The following is an 18,118-nucleotide window of genomic DNA, read 5'->3' on the forward strand; positions in this document are numbered from 1 at the left end:
CCGCATGCCGGACACCCCTCCGAAGAAACTGCGCTCGACCGAATGGTTCGGGTCTGCCGACAAGAACGGCTTCATGTACCGAAGCTGGATGAAGAACCAGGGCATTCCCGATCACGAATTCGACGGCCGGCCGATCATCGGCATCTGCAACACCTGGTCTGAGCTCACGCCGTGCAACGCGCACTTCCGCAAGATCGCCGAGCACGTGAAGCGCGGCATCTCGGAGGCGGGCGGCTTTCCGGTGGAGTTTCCGGTGTTCTCGAATGGCGAATCGAACCTGCGGCCCACGGCGATGCTCACGCGCAACCTCGCGAGCATGGACGTGGAAGAAGCGATTCGCGGCAACCCGGTCGACGCGGTGGTGCTGCTCACCGGCTGCGACAAGACCACGCCTGCGCTGCTGATGGGCGCGGCGAGCTGCGACATCCCGGCCATCGTGGTCACGGGCGGGCCTATGCTCAACGGCAAGCTCGAAGGCAAGAACATCGGCTCGGGCACGGCCGTGTGGCAGCTGCACGAGTCGCTGAAGGCGGGCGAGATCAACCTTCACCAGTTCCTTTCGGCCGAAGGCGGCATGTCGCGCTCGGCCGGTACCTGCAACACCATGGGCACGGCCTCGACCATGGCCTGCATGGCCGAGGCGCTGGGCACCTCGCTGCCGCACAACGCGGCGATTCCGGCGGTCGATGCGCGGCGCTACGTGCTCGCGCAGATGTCGGGCATGCGAGCGGTGGAAATGGCGAAGGAAGGGCTCACGCTGTCGAAGATCCTCACGCGCGAGGCTTTCGAGAACGCGATTCGCGTGAACGCGGCCATCGGCGGATCGACCAACGCCGTGATCCACCTGAAGGCGATCGCGGGGCGCATCGGCGTCGAGCTGGAGCTGGAAGACTGGACGCGCATCGGCAGCCACACGCCGACCATCGTCGACCTGATGCCCTCGGGGCGCTTCCTGATGGAGGAGTTCTATTACGCGGGCGGCCTGCCGGCGGTGCTGCGCCGGCTCGGCGAGGCCAAGCTGCTGCCGCACCCCGGCGCGCTGACGGTGAACGGCCATTCGCTCTGGGACAACGTGCGCGATGCGCCCAGCCTCGACGACGAGGTCATCCGCCCGCTGGACAAGCCGCTGATCGCCGACGGCGGCATCCGCATCCTGCGCGGCAACCTGTCGCCGCGCGGCGCGGTGCTCAAGCCCTCGGCCGCGTCGCCCGAGCTGCTGAAGCATCGCGGCAAGGCGGTGGTGTTCGAGAACCTGGAGCACTACAAGGACCGCATCGTCGACGAGAACCTCGACGTCGATGCCAGCTCCATCCTCGTGATGAAGAACTGCGGCCCCAAGGGCTACCCCGGCATGGCCGAGGTCGGCAACATGGGTCTGCCGCCGAAGCTGCTGCGCCAGGGCATCAAGGACATGGTGCGCATCTCGGACGCGCGCATGAGCGGCACGGCCTACGGCACGGTGGTGCTGCACGTTGCACCTGAAGCGGCGGACGGCGGCCCGCTCGCGGCCGTGCGCGACGGCGACTGGATCGAGCTCGACTGCGACGCAGGGCGCCTGCATCTGGACATCAGCGACGAGGAGCTTGCTTCTCGGCTGGCTTCGCTATCCGCGTCCGACAAGCAGCCGATGAGCACGCGCGGCGGCGGCTACCAGAAGCTCTACGTCAACCATGTGCTGCAGGCCGACGAAGGCTGCGACTTCGATTTTCTCGTCGGCTGCAGAGGCGCCGCCGTTCCCCGTCACTCGCACTGATCAACACCCGTACACCATGACCCCCAGATACCGCGGCATCTTCCCGGTGGTGCCCACCACCTTCACCGAACAGGGCGCGCTCGATCTCGAGAGCCAGAAGCGTTGCGTCGATTTCATGATCGATGCAGGCTCGGACGGCCTGTGCATATTGGCGAACTTCTCCGAGCAGTTCGTGCTGTCCGACGAGGAGCGCGAGGTGCTCACTCGAACCATCCTCGAACACGTGAAGGGCCGCGTGCCGGTGATCGTGACCACCACGCACTACAGCACCAAGGTGTGCGCCGAACGCAGCCGCCGCGCGCAGGACATGGGCGCCGCGATGCTGATGGTGATGCCGCCGTACCACGGCGCGACGTTCCGCGTGCCGGAGCCGCAGATCTTCGAGTTTTATGCGCGGCTGTCGGACGCGGTGGGCATTCCCATCATGATCCAGGACGCGCCGGCGAGCGGCACGGTGCTGTCGGCGCCGTTCCTCGCGCGCATGGCGAAGGAGATCGAGCAGGTGGCGTATTTCAAGATCGAGACGGCGGGTGCGGCCTCGAAGCTGCGCGAGCTGATCCGTCTCGGCGGCGATGCCATCGAGGGACCATGGGACGGCGAGGAAGCCATCACGCTGATGCCCGACCTCGACGCCGGCGCGACCGGGTCGATGACGGGCGGGGGCTATCCGGACGGCATCCGGCCGATCATCGAGGCGCACCGCTCGGGCGACCGCGAGAAGGCCTTCGCGCTGTACCAGCAGTGGCTGCCGCTCATCAACTACGAGAACCGCCAGGCAGGCCTGCTGGCCTGCAAGTCGCTGATGAAGGAGGGCGGCGTGATCGCCTGCGAGGCGCCGCGCCATCCACTGCCGGCCATGCACCCCGACACGCGTGCCGGGCTGATCGAGACCGCGAAGCGGCTCGATCCGATGGTGTTGCGCTGGGGGAAGTAGGGCGGCGGGGAGAGGGAATACCGGGCGGGGCGCCCGGAGTCGCCGGGGTTCAGGAGGCGGTGGAGTTCTTTTCGAGTTCGCTGACTTGCAGCGACAGGTCGAACAGCTTGGACTTGCTGGCGTAGTAGCGGTCGAGCCGCCACTCCTTCAGGATGTCCATTGCGAGCTGGAAGCTCTTGTAGTCGAGGTCGTAGAGGGTAATCAGTTCGAAGCTGCGTTCGGACTCGAGAGCCAACACGAGCTGGGCCAGGATCTTGGCCGATTCGTTGGCCGGGTCCGTTTCGATGAATCGGCGAGCGACCTTGATGGCATTCATGAGAAAGGGTTCCTCGGTGGGCAGAGAGCGGGAACTATAGCTAGCATGTCGCAGCCTTTTATGACAGAAATATGACAATAGGGGCATCGCCATCTCCGTGGAAATGGCAATGCCCCTGGTGCAAAAAACCTGTCAGGTCAGCGGATCGGAGCCGGCATCGGCCGTGGCATGGGCATCGGCATCGGCTGCGGTTCCATGGGCGCAGGCGCCACCGGCACCATGGTGGTGGTGACCGATTCGCGGATCAGCCCGCCACCCATCACGCTGCCGTCCACGTTGGTCGTGGTGTTGCCCATGCTGCCGAGCACGCGAGCCTCGCATGCGGGGCGATCGGCCGGCTGCTGCAGGCCGCAGCGCGCGAGTGCGTTGGCACGGTAGTCGGGGGCGCTCGTGAGGCCGCCGCGCGCGGCCGCCTGGCGTGCCGCTCCTGCTTCGCGGATGCAGGCTGCGCGGTCCTGCTGGTTGTGGCCGCAGACGGCCAGCTCCTGTTGATAGATGCCGGGGGCGTCCCCGCGGGCCGGCGGAGCCGCGAAAGCGGCGGTGGTGGCTGTCAGTGCGCCGGCAGCGAGCATTGTGAAGAGCATCGAACGGGTGTTGCTTTTCATGGATGACTCCTTGAGGTGAGCTGGAAAACCAGGGAAAGGTTGGAGCGCCCGGCGCAGGCCGGGTTCGCATTCATCGCTCAGCGTGCGGGTGCGGGCACGGTCTGCGGGGGCAGGGGCGTCACGGTCTCGCGGATCACGCCGCCGCCCATCACGCTGCCTTCGGTGGTGGTGCGCGAGCCGCCCTTGATGCGGGCTTCGCAGTCGGGCTGCTCGGCGGCGGGCAACTCGCCGCAGCGGGCGAGGGCGTTGACCTGTTCCCGCGCGGGGCTGGGGCTGGTGAGGCCGCCGCGCCCGGCTTCCTGGCGTGCGGCGCCGGCTTCGCGCAGGCAGGCTGCGCGGTCCTGTTGCACGCCGTCGCAGGTGGCGCGCTCCTTCTGCATGCGGGCATCGCTGCCCGGCGCCTGCGCGCTGGCCGTCTGCGCGCCGAAGACGATGAAGCCACTGGCGGCGAAGAGTGCCGTGGCGGAAAGAATGGAACGAAGGCTTGTTCTCATGAGGGCTCCTGTGAATGCACGCCCCTCCGGGAGGGTGCGTGACCGGAGCCTCAGTGTGCTGTCGCCGGTGGGCGGCGGTCTGTGGGACAGCCGCACGCCGCCGACCGGGCCGGACTCGCCCCTGCTTGTGGGACGTGTCCGGCAAGGCCGGCTTCAGCCGGCAGCGATGCGCTGGGCCAGGTGAGCGAGCGCTTCCTCGACCTGGTCGACGAGGATCAGCGAGAGGTCGCCCGGCTGCAGGCGCGCCAGCGCGGCGTCGATGGCCACGAACTCGCCGCGGATCTCGTCGACGTAGCGCGTGCGCGCCGCACCCTGCAGGCCCTGGCGCAGCAGCGCCATGACTTCACCGTCGGCACGGCCGCGCTGGGCCGCGTCCTGATAGAGGATCACGTCATCGAAGGCTTCGCCGAGGATGGCCGTCTGGTCGCGGATGTCCGAGTCGCGCCGGTCGCCCGCGCCGCTGATCACCACCGAGCGCTTCTTCGCCGGCATGGTGTCCACGGCCGACACCAGAGCGCGCATGGCGTCGGTGTTGTGGCCGTAGTCGGCGATCACGGTGGCGCCGCGGTAGTCCATGACGTTGAAGCGCCCGGGCACGCCGGCCGCGTCGTTCATGAAGCTCGCGAGGCCGCTGCGGATGGTGTCCCAGTCGAGGCCCACGCCCCATGCCGCGGCCACGGCGGCCATCACGTTGTCGACCTGGAAGCCGATGCTGCCGCCGCGCGTGATGGGCACGTCGCGCAGCGCGATGCGTTCGCGCCACGAGCCTTCGGCGGCCACCAGCGTGTCCTGGTCGACGTACACGGTGCGCTTGCCTTGAGCGCGGTGCGTGGCCATCACCGGGTGCATGCGGTCGGCGGTGAAGAAGATCACGTTGCCGGGGCAGCCGGCGGCCATGGCGGCGACGTTGACGTCGGCCGCGTTGAGCACCGCGTAGCCATCGGGCGCCACGTTGCGCACGATCACGCGCTTGAGCACCGCGAGGTCTTCGACGGTGGTGATGTAGTTCAGACCCAGGTGGTCGCCGCTGCCGATGTTGGTGACGACCGCCACCTGGCAGCGGTCGAAGCCGAGGCCCTCGCGCAGGATGCCGCCGCGGGCCACTTCGAACACGGCCGCGTCGACGTCGGGGTGCATCAGCACGTTGCGCGCGCTCTTGGGGCCGCTGCAGTCGCCGCTGTCGGTCTGGCGGCCGTCGACGTACACGCCGTCGGTGTTGGTCATGCCGGTGCGCAGGCCGCTCGACGCGAGCAGGTGGTTGATCAGGCGCGCGGTGGTGGTCTTGCCGTTGGTGCCGGTGACGGCCACCACGGGGACGCGGCCGTCGTCGCCGTGGGCGAAGAGGGTGTCCATCACCGCCTCGCCCACCGCGCGGCCACGGCCGAAGGAAGGCGAGATGTGCATGCGCAGGCCGGGCGCGGCGTTCACTTCGACCACGCCGCCGTGCTGCTCCTCGAGCGGGCGCAGCACGTTCTCGCAGACCATGTCGACGCCGCAGATGTGCAGGCCGACCATCTGCGCCGCGTCGACGGCGCGCGCCGCGACTTCGGGGTGCACGGTGTCGGTCACGTCGGTGGCGGTACCGCCGGTGGAGAGGTTCGCGTTGTTGCGCAGCACCACGCGCTGGCCGCGCGCGGGCACGCTGTCGGGCGTGAGGCCCTGCGATTCGAGCCGGCCGATGGCGATGTCGTCCAGGCGGATCTTGGTGAGCGAGGTGGCGTGGCCCTCGCCGCGGCGCGGGTCGAGGTTCACCGTGTCGACCAGCTGGCGCACGGTGGAGCTGCCGTCGCCGATCACCTGCGGCGGATCGCGGCGAGCGGCGGCCACGAGGCGGTCGCCCACCACCAGCAGGCGGAAGTCGAAGCCGGGGAGGAACTTCTCGACCATCACCTCGCCGTAGACGGCGGCCGAGTCGTAGGCCGCGAACAGCTCTTCGCGCGAGTTGATGTTGACCGTGACGCCCTTGCCCTGGTTGCCGTCCTGCGGCTTCACCACGACCGGCAGGCCGATCTCGTTGGCGGCGGCCCAGCCGTCCTCGGCGCTCGTCACGGGGCGGCCCAGCGGCACCGGCACGCCGGCGGCGTTGAGCAGCTGCTTGGTCAGTTCTTTATCTTGCGCGATCGACTCGGCCACGCCGCTGGTGCTGTCGACCTCGGCGGCCTGGATGCGGCGCTGCTTGGAGCCCCAGCCGAACTGAACCAGGCTGCCGCGCGTGAGGCGGCGGTACGGAATGCCGCGCGCAACCGCTGCATCGACGATGGAGCCGGTGCTCGGGCCCAGGCGCTCGGATTCGTCGAGGTCGCGCAGTTCGGCGATGGCGGCTTCGGCGTCGAAGGGCGTGTCGGCCTGCGCGGCGGCGATCAGCTGCTCGGCCAGTTCGGCGGCGCGGCGGCCCACGGCCTCCTCGCTGTACTGGAACACGACCTGATAGACGCCTTCTTCCATCGTGGGAGAGGTGTGGCCGAAGTTGACGGCACAGCCGGCCTGGGCCTGCAGCGCGACGGCGGCGTTCTCCAGCACGTGCGCCAGCGCCAGCGGCTGGCCCAGCACCATCGGGTGCAGTTCGCCGATGGTGGGGAAGCGCGCGCGCAGGCGGTCTTCGAAACCGGCCAGCTTGCTGATGGCGTTCTCGTCGCCCTGGCAGGCCACGACCGCCTCGATGGCGGTGTGGCGGCTCCAGAGATTGGGCCCGCGAAGGGCTCGGGTGCGGGTGACTTTCATGGGGCTGCGAGAGCTGCTGCTGTCTATCTGGCGAGGCGAAGGTGCCTCAGGCGAATTGGGGTTGTTGGAGAGGCTGGGTCTGCGAGAGCTGCAGCGAGGCCAGCGCGGCCTGCAGGTCGGCCTCGAAGGCTTCGACGCCGGCGCCGATCAGGTTCAGCGGAATGCCCATGGCCCAGGCCGCGGCCACGGCGGCCAGCAGGCTCTCGAGGCTCACGCCGGCATGGGTGGCGCGCCACACGGTCAGGCGGCCGAGGCCCGGCAGGAACGATTCGCTGCTGCCGTTGGCCAGCACCACGCGGTCCTGCCGCACGAGCACGGCCTTGCCGCCGGCGGTCTGATGTGCAGTGAGTTCAGGAGCCTGCGCGTCGGCCGAATAGAGGATGACCGCGCCATCGCACAGCGGCGCCAGGCCGGCCACGCGCGGGTCGGCGGCATTCAGCACGGCCGTGCCCTCGGGCAGCACCACGTCGACCTGCGTGCGCAGCACCTTGACCATCTGGTCGCTCTCGGTGATGTCGTAATCAGCCAGTGCTTCCGAGCCTTCGAGGTCGGTGACGATGCCGACTTCGCAGCGGTCGTAGGAGAGGCCGTCGCGCAGGATGGTCTCGGCGCCGTTCTCGATCACCACGGCCTGCACGGCGCGGTTCACGAGCAGGCGGTGGCCGGCTTCCCAGTTGGCGCTGTCGCGCGCATCGACGCGGCGGCGCTCGAGGAACAGGCCGTCGCGGCAGGCCAGGCCGGTGTGGCGGCCGCCCAGGTTGATGAGCCAGGCCACCAGGCGTGCCAGCACGGCGGTGTCGCGCGAGCCGGCCACGCCGACCACGGGAATGCGCCCGGGCGCGTCGTTGGGGAACAGGTGGTCGCAGATCGCGCGGCCCACCGGGCGCGGCGAGCCGACGGCCGGCTTCAGGTGCATCAGCAGGCCGGGGCCGGCGTTGACTTCGACGATCGCGCCGCCCTGCGGGCCGAGGGGCTTGGAAATGTCCTGCGCCACGAGGTCGATGCCGGCGATGTCCAGGCCCACCACGCGGGCGGCCAGCACGGCGGCGTGCGCGACTTCGGGGTGGACCAGGTCGGTGCAGTCGTTGGCCATGTTGCCGTTGCGCTGGATCGTGACCACGCGGCCGGCGGCGGGCACGGCGTCGGCGTTCAGGTCCTGGCGCTTGAGCTCGAGCTGCAGCTTGGCGTCGGTGTCGACCACGATCACGTCGAGCGGGAACTCTTCCTCGGCGCCGCGGCGCGGGTCGCTGTTGAGCTGCTTGTCGATGAGCTCGCGCACGCTGGCCTTGCCGTCGCCGGTCACGGTGATGATCTCGCCGCGCGCGGCCGCCACCACCTCGCCGCCCACCACCAGCAGGCGGTGCTCGTGGCCGCGGATGAAGCGCTCGACCATCACGTCGCTGCCCTCGGGCTCGGCGACCGCGAAGGCGGCCATGACTTCCTCGCGGGTCGTCAGCTCGAGCGAGACGCCGCGGCCGTGGTTGGCATCCGACGGCTTCACGACCACGGGCAGGCCGATGTCCTCGGCGGCTTCCCAGGCCTCTTCGGCGTCGGCGACCACCTGGCCTTCGGGCACGGGCACGCCGCAGCTCGCGAGCAGGGACTTGGTCAACTCCTTGTCGCTGGCGATCGATTCGCCGATGGCGCTGGTGTAGTCGGTCTCGGCGGTCCAGATGCGCTGCTGGTTGGCGCCGTAGCCCAGCTGCACCAGGTTGCCGCTGTTCAGCCGCATGTGGGGAATGCCGCGGTCGGTGGCGGCTGCCACGATGGCGGCGGTGCTCGGGCCGAGGTAGCAGTCTTCGACCTTGGCCTTGACCGCGTCGACGGCCTTCTGTACGTCGGCGGCGGTGAACGGGTCGTTGTTGATGGCAGCCATCAGCAGGCGGTGGCCCTCGGCCAGCGCCACGCGGGCGACCTGCTCGTCACGGGCGCGGAACACCATGCGGTAGACGCCGTGCTCCGAGGTGCTGCGGGTTTGCCCGAAGCCGGTCGGCATGCCCGCGAGGTTCAGCAGTTCGATGACGACGTGCTCGAGCACGTGGCCCGACCAGGTGCCTTCGGTCAGGCGCTGGATGAAGCCGCCGCGCTCGCCCACGCCGCAGTGGTGCTCGATCAGCGCCGGCAGCAGGGCGGTCAGGCGGTCGGTGAAGCCGTCGATCTTGTTGGAGGGGAAATCTTCGAGCTGGCCCAGGTCGAGCCAGACTTCGAGGACCGGGCGGTAGGTCCAGAGGTTGGGGCCGCGCAAATAATTGATGCGCAGCAGTCGGATGTCGTCGAAACGGGTCATGCAAACGTTCGATGTGCTTTGGCCGAGCACCACGGCGCCTTCAAGTGCGCCCATGGCTATCAGTCAGAATCGGCGCCCGACTTGAGGCGCCATGACGCGGTCCATGAGGCCCGCGACGGGCAAGAGTCAAAGAAACACAATGCAACATCACGATCCAGTCGGCACCCGCGAGGGCGAAACAGAAGCGGTACTCAAAAACCGCCTCGCAGTCGCGGAAAACGTTCTGGTAACACTGACGGTTGACCTCGACGACCAACTTCGCTTCGCTTCCGGCCTAGTCGCCTTGACTGACCGGAGGCTGATTTCGCTCGATCCTGGCGGTGATTGGCGTGAGTGGCCGCTAACCGACGCGGCCTTGGAATTGCGCCTTTCCGACCATTCGGGCGTCGGAACGCTCGATCTGACGGGCCCCTCGGGCCGCCTCGCGCGCTGGCGCTACACCCTGGCCGGGCAGGTTGCGGCCTTGCGGTTGCTGAAGCTGTTCGGCCAGCGCATGGCAGGTGTCTCCAAGGAGACACCCGAGGCCGTCGAGACGGCCGACGGCGAGGATTCCGCCGACACCGAGCTCCAGACCCCGCCCTCGACATGGGTCCTGCTGCGGCTCGGCCGCTTCGCCAAGCCCTACCGCAAGCAGTTGATCGCAGGGTTTCTGCTGACCCTGTTCTCCACGGCCGCCACCCTGGTGCCGCCGTACCTGACCATCCCGCTGATGGACGACATCCTGATCCCGTTCCAGAACGGGCAGAAGATCGACACCATGCGCGTCGGCCTGTACCTGGGCGGCCTGCTGATCGCGGCGCTGGTCGGCTGGGGGCTGGGCTGGGCACGCACCTACCTGCTGGCGCTGGTGTCCGAGCGCATCGGCGCCGACCTGCGCACCACCACCTACGAGCACCTGCTGACCCTGCCGCTGGACTATTTCGGCGGCAAGCGCACCGGCGACCTGATGGCGCGCATCGGCTCTGAAACAGACCGCATCAACGTCTTTCTCTCGCTGCACGCCCTCGATTTCGCCAACGACGTGCTGATGATCGTGATGACCGCGGTCATCCTGATCTCCATCAACCCGCTGCTGGCGGTGGTCACGCTGGTGCCGCTGCCCTTCATCGCCTGGATGATCCACGTCGTGCGCGACCGCCTGCGCACCGGCTTCGAGAAGATCGACCGCGTCTGGTCCGAAGTGACCAACGTGCTGGCCGACACCATCCCCGGCATCCGCGTGGTGAAGGCCTTCGCCCAGGAACGTCGCGAGGCCGAGCGCTTCCGCGTGGCCAACGTCTACAACCTGCAGGTCAACGACAAGCTCAACCGCACCTGGTCGCTGTTCACCCCGACCGTGTCGCTGCTCACCGAAATCGGCCTGCTCGTGGTCTGGGCCTTCGGCATCTGGCAGGTGGCGCGCGGCAGCATCACGGTGGGCGTGCTCACCGCCTTCATCGCCTACATCGGCCGCTTCTACACCCGGCTCGACTCCATGAGCCGCATCGTCTCGGTCACGCAGAAGGCCGCGGCGGGCGCCAAGCGCATCTTCGACATCCTCGACCACGTGAGCAACGTGCCCGAACCGGCCAACCCGGTGAAGGTGGAGCGGGTGCAGGGTCGCATCGACATGAGCGGGCTGGGCTTCCGCTACGGCTCGCGCGCCGTCATCCACGACCTCGACCTGACCATCGAGCCCGGCGAGATGATCGGCCTCGTGGGCCACAGCGGCTCGGGCAAGAGCACGCTGGTCAACCTGATCTGCCGCTTCTACGACGTGACCGACGGCGCCATCAAGGTCGACGGCACCGACATCCGCCGCTTCGCCGTGGCTGACTACCGCCGCCACGTCGGTCTGGTGCTGCAGGAGCCTTTCCTTTTCTTCGGCACCATCGCGCAGAACATCGCCTACGGCAAGCCCGACGCCACGCGCGAGGAAATCGTCGCCGCCGCGCGCGCCGCGCATGCGCACGACTTCATCCTGCGCCTGCCGCACGGCTACGACTCGCTGGTGGGCGAGCGCGGGCAGGGCCTGTCGGGCGGCGAGCGCCAGCGCATCAGCATCGCGCGCGCGCTGCTGATCGACCCGCGCATCCTGATCCTCGACGAGGCCACCTCGGCCGTGGACACCGAGACCGAGAAGGAAATCCAGAAGGCGCTCGACAACCTCGTGCAGGGCCGCACCACCATCGCCATCGCGCACCGCCTGTCGACGCTGCGCAAGGCCGACCGGCTCGTGGTCATGGACCGCGGCGAGGTGGTCGAGGTCGGGCCGCACGACGCCCTGATGGCGAAGCAGGGCGCCTACTGGCGGCTCTACCAGGCGCAATTGCGCCAGGGCGACGACGACGCGAGCGAAGGTGCGGCCGACGAGCGCGCCAATGCGCAGGCGCCGGTCGCCATCGCCCACGCAGCCCATCCGGCGGGGGACGCATGACCAACGACAACAACAACGACTTTCAACTGGAGCGCGATCCCTTCGGCCGCCTCGTGCTGACCGATGCACAAGGCGAGCGCCATGTCGGCGTCGTGCCCGTGCGGGCCTTTCCGCTGAGCGCGCCCGGCCATGGCATTTCAATGGTCGGCAGCGAAGGGCGCGAGCTGGTCTGGATCGACAGCGTCGATCAGCTGCCGGCGCAGGCCAAGGCCCTGCTTGAGGAAGACCTCGCGGTGCGCGACTTCGCGCCCACGCTGCTGAAGCTGCACGGCGTGTCCAGCTTCGGCGTGCCGAGCACCTGGACCATCAGCACCGATCGCGGCGAAACCAGCTTCGTGCTCAAGGCCGAGGAAGACATCCGCCGGCTCGAGGGCGGCGCGCTGCTGATCGCGAGCGCGCACGGCGTGCAGTTCCGCATTCCGGACGTGAAGACGCTCGACCGTACCTCGCGCAAGCTGCTCGAGCGTTTCCTCTAGCAGAAGAATCCCGCCGCGCCTTCAGCGCCGTGCGAACCGGTGCAATGCGGTGGCACCTGCCGCCGCCGCCGCGCCGCTCACCAGCGTGCCCCAGGCCATGTCGATGAACGACAGCGCCACCGGCCAGTCGCGCACCACCGCCAGGTTGGTGAGGTCGTAGGTGCCGTAGCAGAAGAGGCCGAACAGCCCGCCCATCAGCGCCGCCCGCATCGTGCCTCCCGCTCGCAGGCCGGGCACGATCGCGAACACCAGCAGGCCGACGGGGTAGGCCAGGTAGAACACGGCCGCGAAGCCCAGCCGCGGGTTCGGCGACATCAGCCCGCCCATGCCCTGCTGGTACATGTCCTTGGCCACGACGCCGAGCCAGACCATGTCGAGCGCCAGCAGCACCGCCAGGGTGACGACCCATGCAACCAGGTGTTTGGCACTCATGCGCGGGATCGTATCCGCGGCCTCGCGCAGCCTGCGAAAATTGCGCCTTTGGACTACAGCGGCCCCGCCGTTGACGGATATGCCTCTGCACACCACCGCCCTCGTTCTGTTTTCCGGCGGCCAGGACTCGACCACCTGCCTCGCCGATGCGCTCTCGAAGTACCAGCGCGTCGAAACCTTGGGCTTCGACTACGGGCAGCGCCACCGTGTGGAGCTCGACGTGCGCGGCAACATCCTCGCGAAGATGCGCGAGCGCTTTCCCGACTGGGCGCCCCGCCTGGGCGAGGACCACGTGCTCACGCTCGCCGCGCTGGCGCAGCTGGGCGGCTCCTCGCTCACCGAGGAGGTCGCCTTCGCGATGCAGGCCGACGGCCTGCCCAACACCTTCGTGCCCGGGCGCAACCTGCTGTTTCTCACGCTCGCGGGCGCGCTGGCCTACCGGCGCGGGCTGCAGGTGATCGTGACCGGCGTCTGCGAGACCGACTTCTCCGGCTACCCCGACTGCCGCGACGACACCATGAAGGCGATGCAGCTCGCGCTCTCGCTCGGCCTGGAGCGCCGCCTCGTCATCGAGACGCCGCTGATGTGGATCGACAAGGCCGAGACCTGGAGCCTGGCCCATCGCCTGGGCGGCGAGCCGCTGGTCGACCTGATCGTGGAGGAAACCCACACCTGTTATCTCGGCGATCGCGTGCACCGCCATGCGTGGGGCTACGGCTGCGGCGAGTGCCCTGCCTGCGACCTGCGCAAGAAGGGCTGGGAGCGCTACGCGGCTGCGCTGCCCGCCGGCGCCGCCACGACTTCCACGCGGTAGCGCGCCGTGGCGCCCTCGGCTTCCGGCACCAGCGTCCAGCGCTGGTTGTGGAACTCGCCCACCGCCGCTCGATGGGCCACCGAGACCATCGCGCCGCCGCCCGCGCGCACCATCTCCGAAAGCCGCTGGTACAGCGTGCGCTCGGCCGGCGCATCCAGTGCGCTGCTGATCTCGTCGGCAAAGACCCAGCGGGGTTTCTTCAGCAGGACGCGCGCGATGGCGAGCCGCTGCTGCTCGCCGCCCGACAGCTTCTGGCTCCATGCATCGCTGTCGTCCAGCCGGTTGGCGAACTCGGGCAGCAGGGCGTCCTTCAACGCCCGGCGCAGCTGTTCGTCGTCGTATTTCGCGGCGTCTTCCGGATAGGCCAGGGCAACGCGTAGCGGGCCGTCCGGCATGTAGGGCCGCTGCGGCACGAACATCGCATCGGCCGGCACCTGCACCCGTCCGCGCGCGAACGGCCAGATGCCCGCGAAGGCGCGGAACAGGGTCGACTTGCCGCTGCCCGAGGGGCCTTGCACGAGCACGCTGTCGCCGGCTTTCGCGGTGAGTGCCGCGTTGGCCAGAAGCGGCGTGCCGTTCGGCAGGTTCAGCGAGAGGCCGTCGGTATGAAGCCCGGCTGCATCGCTGCGCTCGAGGGCGTTCTCCTGCGCGGCATGCGCGCGGATTGCATCGTCGAAGCTGGTGAGACGGTCGGTCGTGGCGCGCCACACGGCCACGCTGTCGTAGTTGTCGACGAACCAGCTCAGCGAATCCTGCACCTTGCCGAAGGCCGACGAGATCTGCATCAGCTGGCCGAGCTGGATCGCGCCGCTGAAAAAGCGCGGCGCGGCGACCACGAACGGGAAGATCACAGCGGCCTGCCCGAAGAACGCAGTAAAGGTCACGAGATTCTTCTGCTGCTTGATGAGCTGCAGGTAGTTGCGCAGCACGGAGCCGAAGCGCAGGTCGAGCTGGCCATGCTCCACCTTCTCGCCGCGGTCGAGCGCGATCGCCTCGCTGTACTCGCGCACGCGCACGAGGTGGTGGCGGAAGTCGGCCTCGAAGCGCTGCTGGCGGAAGTTCAGCCCGATCAGCGGCCGTCCGATGTAGTGGGTGATGATCGTGCCGACCACGCAGTAGGCCACCGCCAGCCAGACCATCGCGCCCGCGACCTGGTAGGTGGTGCCGTTCAGCGAGAGCTCCGTCGTTCCCGAGAGTCCCCAGAGGATGCCGACGAAGCTGACGAGCGTGACCACGGCGTTCAGCAAGCCCATCGACAGCGTCATGGTCGCGCTGGTGAACAACTGCATGTCTTCCTGGATGCGCTGGTCCGGGTTGTCCGGCGTCGTGCCGTCCTTGCCGGCATAGCGGGCCAGCTCCATCTCGTAGAAGGTGCGGTCCGCCATCCAGCGGCCGAGATAGTCGCGCGTGATCCAGGCGCGCCAGCGCAACTGGAGCAGCTGCGTCACATAGAACTTGAGCACCTGCAGCGCGATGTTGAAGAAGGCCAGCACGACGAACACGCGGATCTCGCGCCAGAACACCGTCACGTCCTTGTTTTGCAGCCCGTCGTAGAAGCGTCCGTACCACTGGTTGAAGAGCACCAGCGCGTAGACGTACGCCAGGTTGAGCGCGACGATGGCGGCGAACATGGTCCGCGCGCGCCATTTCTCCTCGGACTGGAAGTAAGGCGCCGCAAGCCTGAAGACGCGGCGCAGCACCTGGATGAACGAGCCCGCGCGAGCTGTGATGGATGGGGACATGCTGGTTTCCTCGAACGCGCCCGGGCGGCGCTGGTCATCTTGAGGAGACCATCGTAGACAAATGTTTCTTAAACCGGCCTGAAACGGGCCGCGAACCTGCCCGGACGCCCCGAAAAGAACTCGTCAGCGCAGCATGACCCTGGCTGCAGTCGTCAGGAAGTGGGCCAGAGGCGGCGTCTGCAGCTTCTCGATCTTCGCCTCCTCGTCCCACAGCCGCAGCCGGATCGCATCGCCGGACCATTGGTGGGAGGCGAAGCGCTGGGCCGCCTCGGTGTCCATCACGCCGCCCTGCAGGGCGAGGCTGCGCACCGAATCGGGCGAGAGCCTGGAGAAATAGTCGGGCCGGGTCGCGCACAGGTAGCGCTTGGCGTCCACGTGCAGCCGGATCGGCTCGCGCACCTCGACGTCGAACACGCCGCGCAGCAGGGGCAGGGCGATGTACTGGTGCCGGTCGTCGATGCCCAGCTCTGTAGGAGAGTGCGAAAGCGTCTGGTGCTCGGCGATCAGCAGGTGCCCCAGGTCATGCAGCAGCGCCGCGGTGACCAGCGAGTCGCTCGCGCCGGCCTGTTCGGCGAGCCAGGCGCATTGCAGCGCATGTTCGAGCTGCGACACCGGTTCGCCCGCGTATGCGACTCCACCGCGCTCGGCGAACAGGCGGGCGATCTCGGCGAGGTCGAGTGTCATGAAAGTGAAACCGAACGGACGGGGCGAAAGCACAGGCAATAAGTCCGTGAGTCTGCTGCGCCACGGTGACACCTGGATGACGCTGTCGTGGCAGGACTGCCGGGAATCGTCACTCTCCGGCGCATTTTTGGGTATTTGAGTTTTTTTGAGGCATTTTGACAAATCTCTGTCATATGCCGCTGCCAACATCGCCCCCATTCGTCGCCGGGCGGAATCTGCGTACTTTCGAATTCGCGTCCGGTTGCTCCCCCGCTGCGTCCTTTCTTCTTTCCACTTTCTCCCAAGGAAACCCCGTCCATGCTGCATCGTTCCATCCGCTGGGCCGCCGTGCCGGCCGCTCTGCTCTCGCTGGCCTTCGCCGCATCGGCCCAGGGCCGCACCGAGCTGCTGGTCTACACCGCGCTCGAAGCCGACCAGGTGCAGGCCTACAAGGCTGCCTTCGAAAAGGAGAACCCGAGCATCGAGCTGAAGTTCGTGCGCGACTCCACCGGCATCGTCACCGCCAAGCTGCTCGCCGAAAAGGCCAACCCGCAGGCCGACGTGGTGTGGGGCCTGGCCGCCACCTCGCTGATGCTGCTCGACAAGGAAGGCATGCTCCAGCCCTACGCGCCCAAGGGCCTGGACGCCATCAAGGCCAACATGCGCGATCCGGCCAACCCGCCCAAGTGGGTCGGCATGGACGTGTGGTCCTCGGCCATCTGCTTCAACACCGCCGAAGCCACGAAGAAGAACCTGCCCAAGCCCACCAGCTGGGCCGACCTGACCAACCCGGTCTACAAGGGCCAGATCACCATGCCCAACCCCGCCGCCTCGGGCACGGGCTACCTGATGGTGTCGGGCTGGATCCAGATGATGGGTGAAGAGAAGGCGTGGAAGTACATGGACGCGCTGCACCAGAACATCGGCATCTACAGCCAGTCGGGCAGCAAGCCCTGCCGCCAGGCCGGCGCCGGCGAGTTTGCGCTCGGCATGTCCTTCGAATACCGCGCCAACAAGACCAAGCGCGACGGCGCTCCCATCGACATCGTGCTGCCCAAGGAAGGCCTGGGCTGGGACATGGAAGCCACCGGCATCATCAAGACCAGCAAGAAGCAGGAAGCCGCCAAGGCGCTGGCCGACTGGGCCGTGACGAAGCAGGCCAACGAGCTGTACGCCAAGAACTTCGCCGTGCTCGCGCTGCCTGGCATCCAGGAGAAGCTCGAGTTCGTGCCGGGCGATGTCGAGAAGCTGCTTGCCAAGAACGACTTCAACTGGGCCGCCGCCAACCGCGAGCGCATCCTGACGGAGTGGTCGAAGCGCTACGAATCGAAGTCGGAAAAGAAGCCGCTCTGATCCCGGCATCGAAGCAAGACGGTATCCGGCCATGACGAGCAGCAGCTTTCTTTCCCTCCGCGGCATCGGCAAGTCCTTTGGCGCCACACGCGTGCTCGACGGCATCGATCTCGACATCGAGCCCGGCGAGTTCGTGTGCCTGCTCGGCCCCTCGGGCTGCGGCAAGACCACGCTGCTGCGCATCGTCTGCGGCATCGAGCGTGCCGACAGCGGCCAGATCCTGCTCGGCGGCCAGGACATCGCGGGCCTGCCGCCCGCGGCGCGCGGCTTCGGCGTGGTGTTCCAGTCGTACGCGCTCTTTCCCAACCTGACGGCCGCGCAGAACATCGCCTACGGCCTGCATCCCACGGGCGCGCTGGCCCGCGAGATGGCCAAGCGCTCGCGCGAGATGCTCGACCTGGTCGGGCTCGCCGCGCATGCCGACAAGTACCCCGTGCAGCTCTCGGGCGGCCAGCAGCAGCGCATCGCGCTGGCCCGTGCGCTCGCGCCCAATCCGCGCCTGCTGCTGCTCGACGAGCCGCTCTCCGCGCTCGACGCGCAGGTGCGCGCCACGCTGCGCAGCGAGATCCGCGCGCTGCAGAAGCGCCTGGGCATCGTCACCATCATGGTCACGCACGACCAGGAAGAAGCCCTCTCGATGGCCGACCGCGTCGTGCTCATGCACAACGGTCGCATCGAGCAGGCCGGCACGCCCGACGAGCTCTATCGCCAGCCGCGCACCCGCTTCGTGGCCGGCTTCGTGGGCCGAATGAACATGCTGCCCGCCACGGTGCTGGCCGACGGCAAGGTGCGCGTGCGCGACAGCGAGCTGCTGTGCGCGCCCGGCAACCTCAGCATCGGCTCGCAGGCCACGGTGGGCATCCGTCCCGAGCACGTGGTGGTGAAGCGCTTCGGCACCGAGCTCGGCGCCAACAGCTTCGCCGCGCGCCTGCTCGACACCGAGTTCTTCGGCAACCGCACGTCGGCCCGGCTGGCCTGCGAGCCGCTGGGCATCGAGATCGAAGCCGAGCTGCCCGCCGATGCCCGCAGCGGCGGCGACGAGCCGCTGGTGCCCAGCAGCATGGTCCACATCCAGCTGCCTTTGAACGCGCTGTCGGTCCTGGCGCATTGAG

15 protein-coding genes are annotated in these 18,118 nt (G+C 68.2%); 7 read left to right on the forward strand and 8 right to left on the reverse strand.

Annotated elements, in window-relative coordinates; all coding sequences use genetic code 11:
* The first annotated feature begins 4 nt into the window (after positions 1–4).
* Positions 5–1,753, forward strand: coding sequence for an IlvD/Edd family dehydratase (locus tag ABL840_RS07190; protein WP_093196711.1), 1,749 nt, complete (start codon positions 5–7; stop codon positions 1,751–1,753).
* 16 nt (positions 1,754–1,769) lie between these two features.
* Positions 1,770–2,687, forward strand: a complete 918-nt coding sequence (locus ABL840_RS07195; protein ID WP_093196709.1) for a dihydrodipicolinate synthase family protein — start codon at positions 1,770–1,772, stop codon at positions 2,685–2,687.
* Positions 2,688–2,736: 49 nt separating this feature from the next.
* On the opposite strand, the gene ABL840_RS07200 is transcribed toward ABL840_RS07195, so the two are convergent.
* The 5 genes from ABL840_RS07200 to cphA (ABL840_RS07220) all read right to left on the reverse strand — a co-directional run bounded on the left by ABL840_RS07200 (position 2,737) and on the right by cphA (ABL840_RS07220) (position 9,110).
* Entirely contained in the window at positions 2,737–3,003 is a 267-nt protein-coding gene (locus ABL840_RS07200; RefSeq protein WP_093196707.1) for a hypothetical protein, read from the reverse strand.
* 137 nt (positions 3,004–3,140) lie between these two features.
* A complete protein-coding gene (locus ABL840_RS07205) occupies positions 3,141–3,608 on the reverse strand; it encodes a hypothetical protein (protein WP_093196705.1) in 468 nt (155 codons plus the stop codon).
* 77 nt (positions 3,609–3,685) lie between these two features.
* Positions 3,686–4,102, reverse strand: a complete 417-nt coding sequence (locus ABL840_RS07210) for a hypothetical protein (RefSeq protein ID WP_093196703.1) — start codon at positions 4,100–4,102, stop codon at positions 3,686–3,688.
* 153 nt (positions 4,103–4,255) lie between these two features.
* Positions 4,256–6,823 (reverse strand): cyanophycin synthetase, encoded by a 2,568-nt coding sequence (cphA, locus tag ABL840_RS07215; protein ID WP_093196701.1) that lies wholly within the window; start codon positions 6,821–6,823, stop codon positions 4,256–4,258.
* A 46-nt stretch (positions 6,824–6,869) separates the two neighbouring features.
* Positions 6,870–9,110 carry a cyanophycin synthetase gene (cphA, locus tag ABL840_RS07220; RefSeq protein WP_240652106.1) on the reverse strand — a complete coding sequence of 747 codons (2,241 nt, stop codon included), beginning with the start codon at positions 9,108–9,110 and terminating at the stop codon, positions 6,870–6,872.
* Between the two features lie 139 nt (positions 9,111–9,249).
* On the opposite strand from cphA (ABL840_RS07220), the gene ABL840_RS07225 reads away from it, so the two are divergent.
* Both ABL840_RS07225 and ABL840_RS07230 read left to right on the forward strand, forming a co-directional pair.
* Positions 9,250–11,526: an ABC transporter ATP-binding protein gene (locus tag ABL840_RS07225; RefSeq protein ID WP_093299775.1), complete on the forward strand. Its 2,277-nt coding sequence runs from the start codon at positions 9,250–9,252 to the stop codon at positions 11,524–11,526.
* Positions 11,523–12,002: a DUF1854 domain-containing protein gene (locus ABL840_RS07230; RefSeq protein WP_093196695.1), complete on the forward strand. Its 480-nt coding sequence runs from the start codon at positions 11,523–11,525 to the stop codon at positions 12,000–12,002. Before ABL840_RS07225 ends, ABL840_RS07230 begins: the two co-directional genes overlap by 4 nt.
* A gap of 21 nt (positions 12,003–12,023) precedes the next feature.
* On the opposite strand, the gene ABL840_RS07235 is transcribed toward ABL840_RS07230, so the two are convergent.
* Positions 12,024–12,434 carry a DUF2177 family protein gene (locus ABL840_RS07235; RefSeq protein ID WP_093196693.1) on the reverse strand — a complete coding sequence of 137 codons (411 nt, stop codon included), beginning with the start codon at positions 12,432–12,434 and terminating at the stop codon, positions 12,024–12,026.
* A 79-nt stretch (positions 12,435–12,513) separates the two neighbouring features.
* On the opposite strand from ABL840_RS07235, the gene queC reads away from it, so the two are divergent.
* Positions 12,514–13,248, forward strand: coding sequence for a 7-cyano-7-deazaguanine synthase QueC (gene queC, locus ABL840_RS07240; RefSeq protein ID WP_093196691.1), 735 nt, complete (start codon positions 12,514–12,516; stop codon positions 13,246–13,248).
* On the opposite strand, the gene ABL840_RS07245 is transcribed toward queC, so the two are convergent.
* A complete protein-coding gene (locus ABL840_RS07245) occupies positions 13,200–14,990 on the reverse strand; it encodes an ABC transporter ATP-binding protein/permease (RefSeq protein WP_093196690.1) in 1,791 nt (596 codons plus the stop codon). The genes queC and ABL840_RS07245 overlap by 49 nt on opposite strands.
* A 123-nt stretch (positions 14,991–15,113) precedes the next feature.
* The gene (locus ABL840_RS07250; RefSeq protein ID WP_093197224.1) at positions 15,114–15,674 is read right to left on the reverse strand and encodes a phosphonate degradation HD-domain oxygenase; all 561 of its coding nucleotides are present in this window, start codon (positions 15,672–15,674) and stop codon (positions 15,114–15,116) included.
* A gap of 297 nt (positions 15,675–15,971) precedes the next feature.
* Here ABL840_RS07250 and ABL840_RS07255 point away from each other — a divergent pair, with 297 nt between their 5' ends.
* Together ABL840_RS07255 and ABL840_RS07260 are read left to right on the forward strand one after the other, a co-directional pair.
* On the forward strand, positions 15,972–17,006 hold the full coding sequence (locus tag ABL840_RS07255; protein WP_093196688.1) for a putative 2-aminoethylphosphonate ABC transporter substrate-binding protein: 1,035 nt from the start codon (positions 15,972–15,974) through the stop codon (positions 17,004–17,006).
* Between the two features lie 31 nt (positions 17,007–17,037).
* Positions 17,038–18,117, forward strand: a complete 1,080-nt coding sequence (locus ABL840_RS07260; RefSeq protein WP_093196686.1) for an ABC transporter ATP-binding protein — start codon at positions 17,038–17,040, stop codon at positions 18,115–18,117.
* Position 18,118 lies beyond the last annotated feature (1 nt).

It is taken from the genome of Variovorax sp. NFACC27, assembly GCF_048301545.1.
In the GTDB taxonomy this organism is placed as follows: domain Bacteria; phylum Pseudomonadota; class Gammaproteobacteria; order Burkholderiales; family Burkholderiaceae_C; genus Variovorax; species Variovorax gossypii.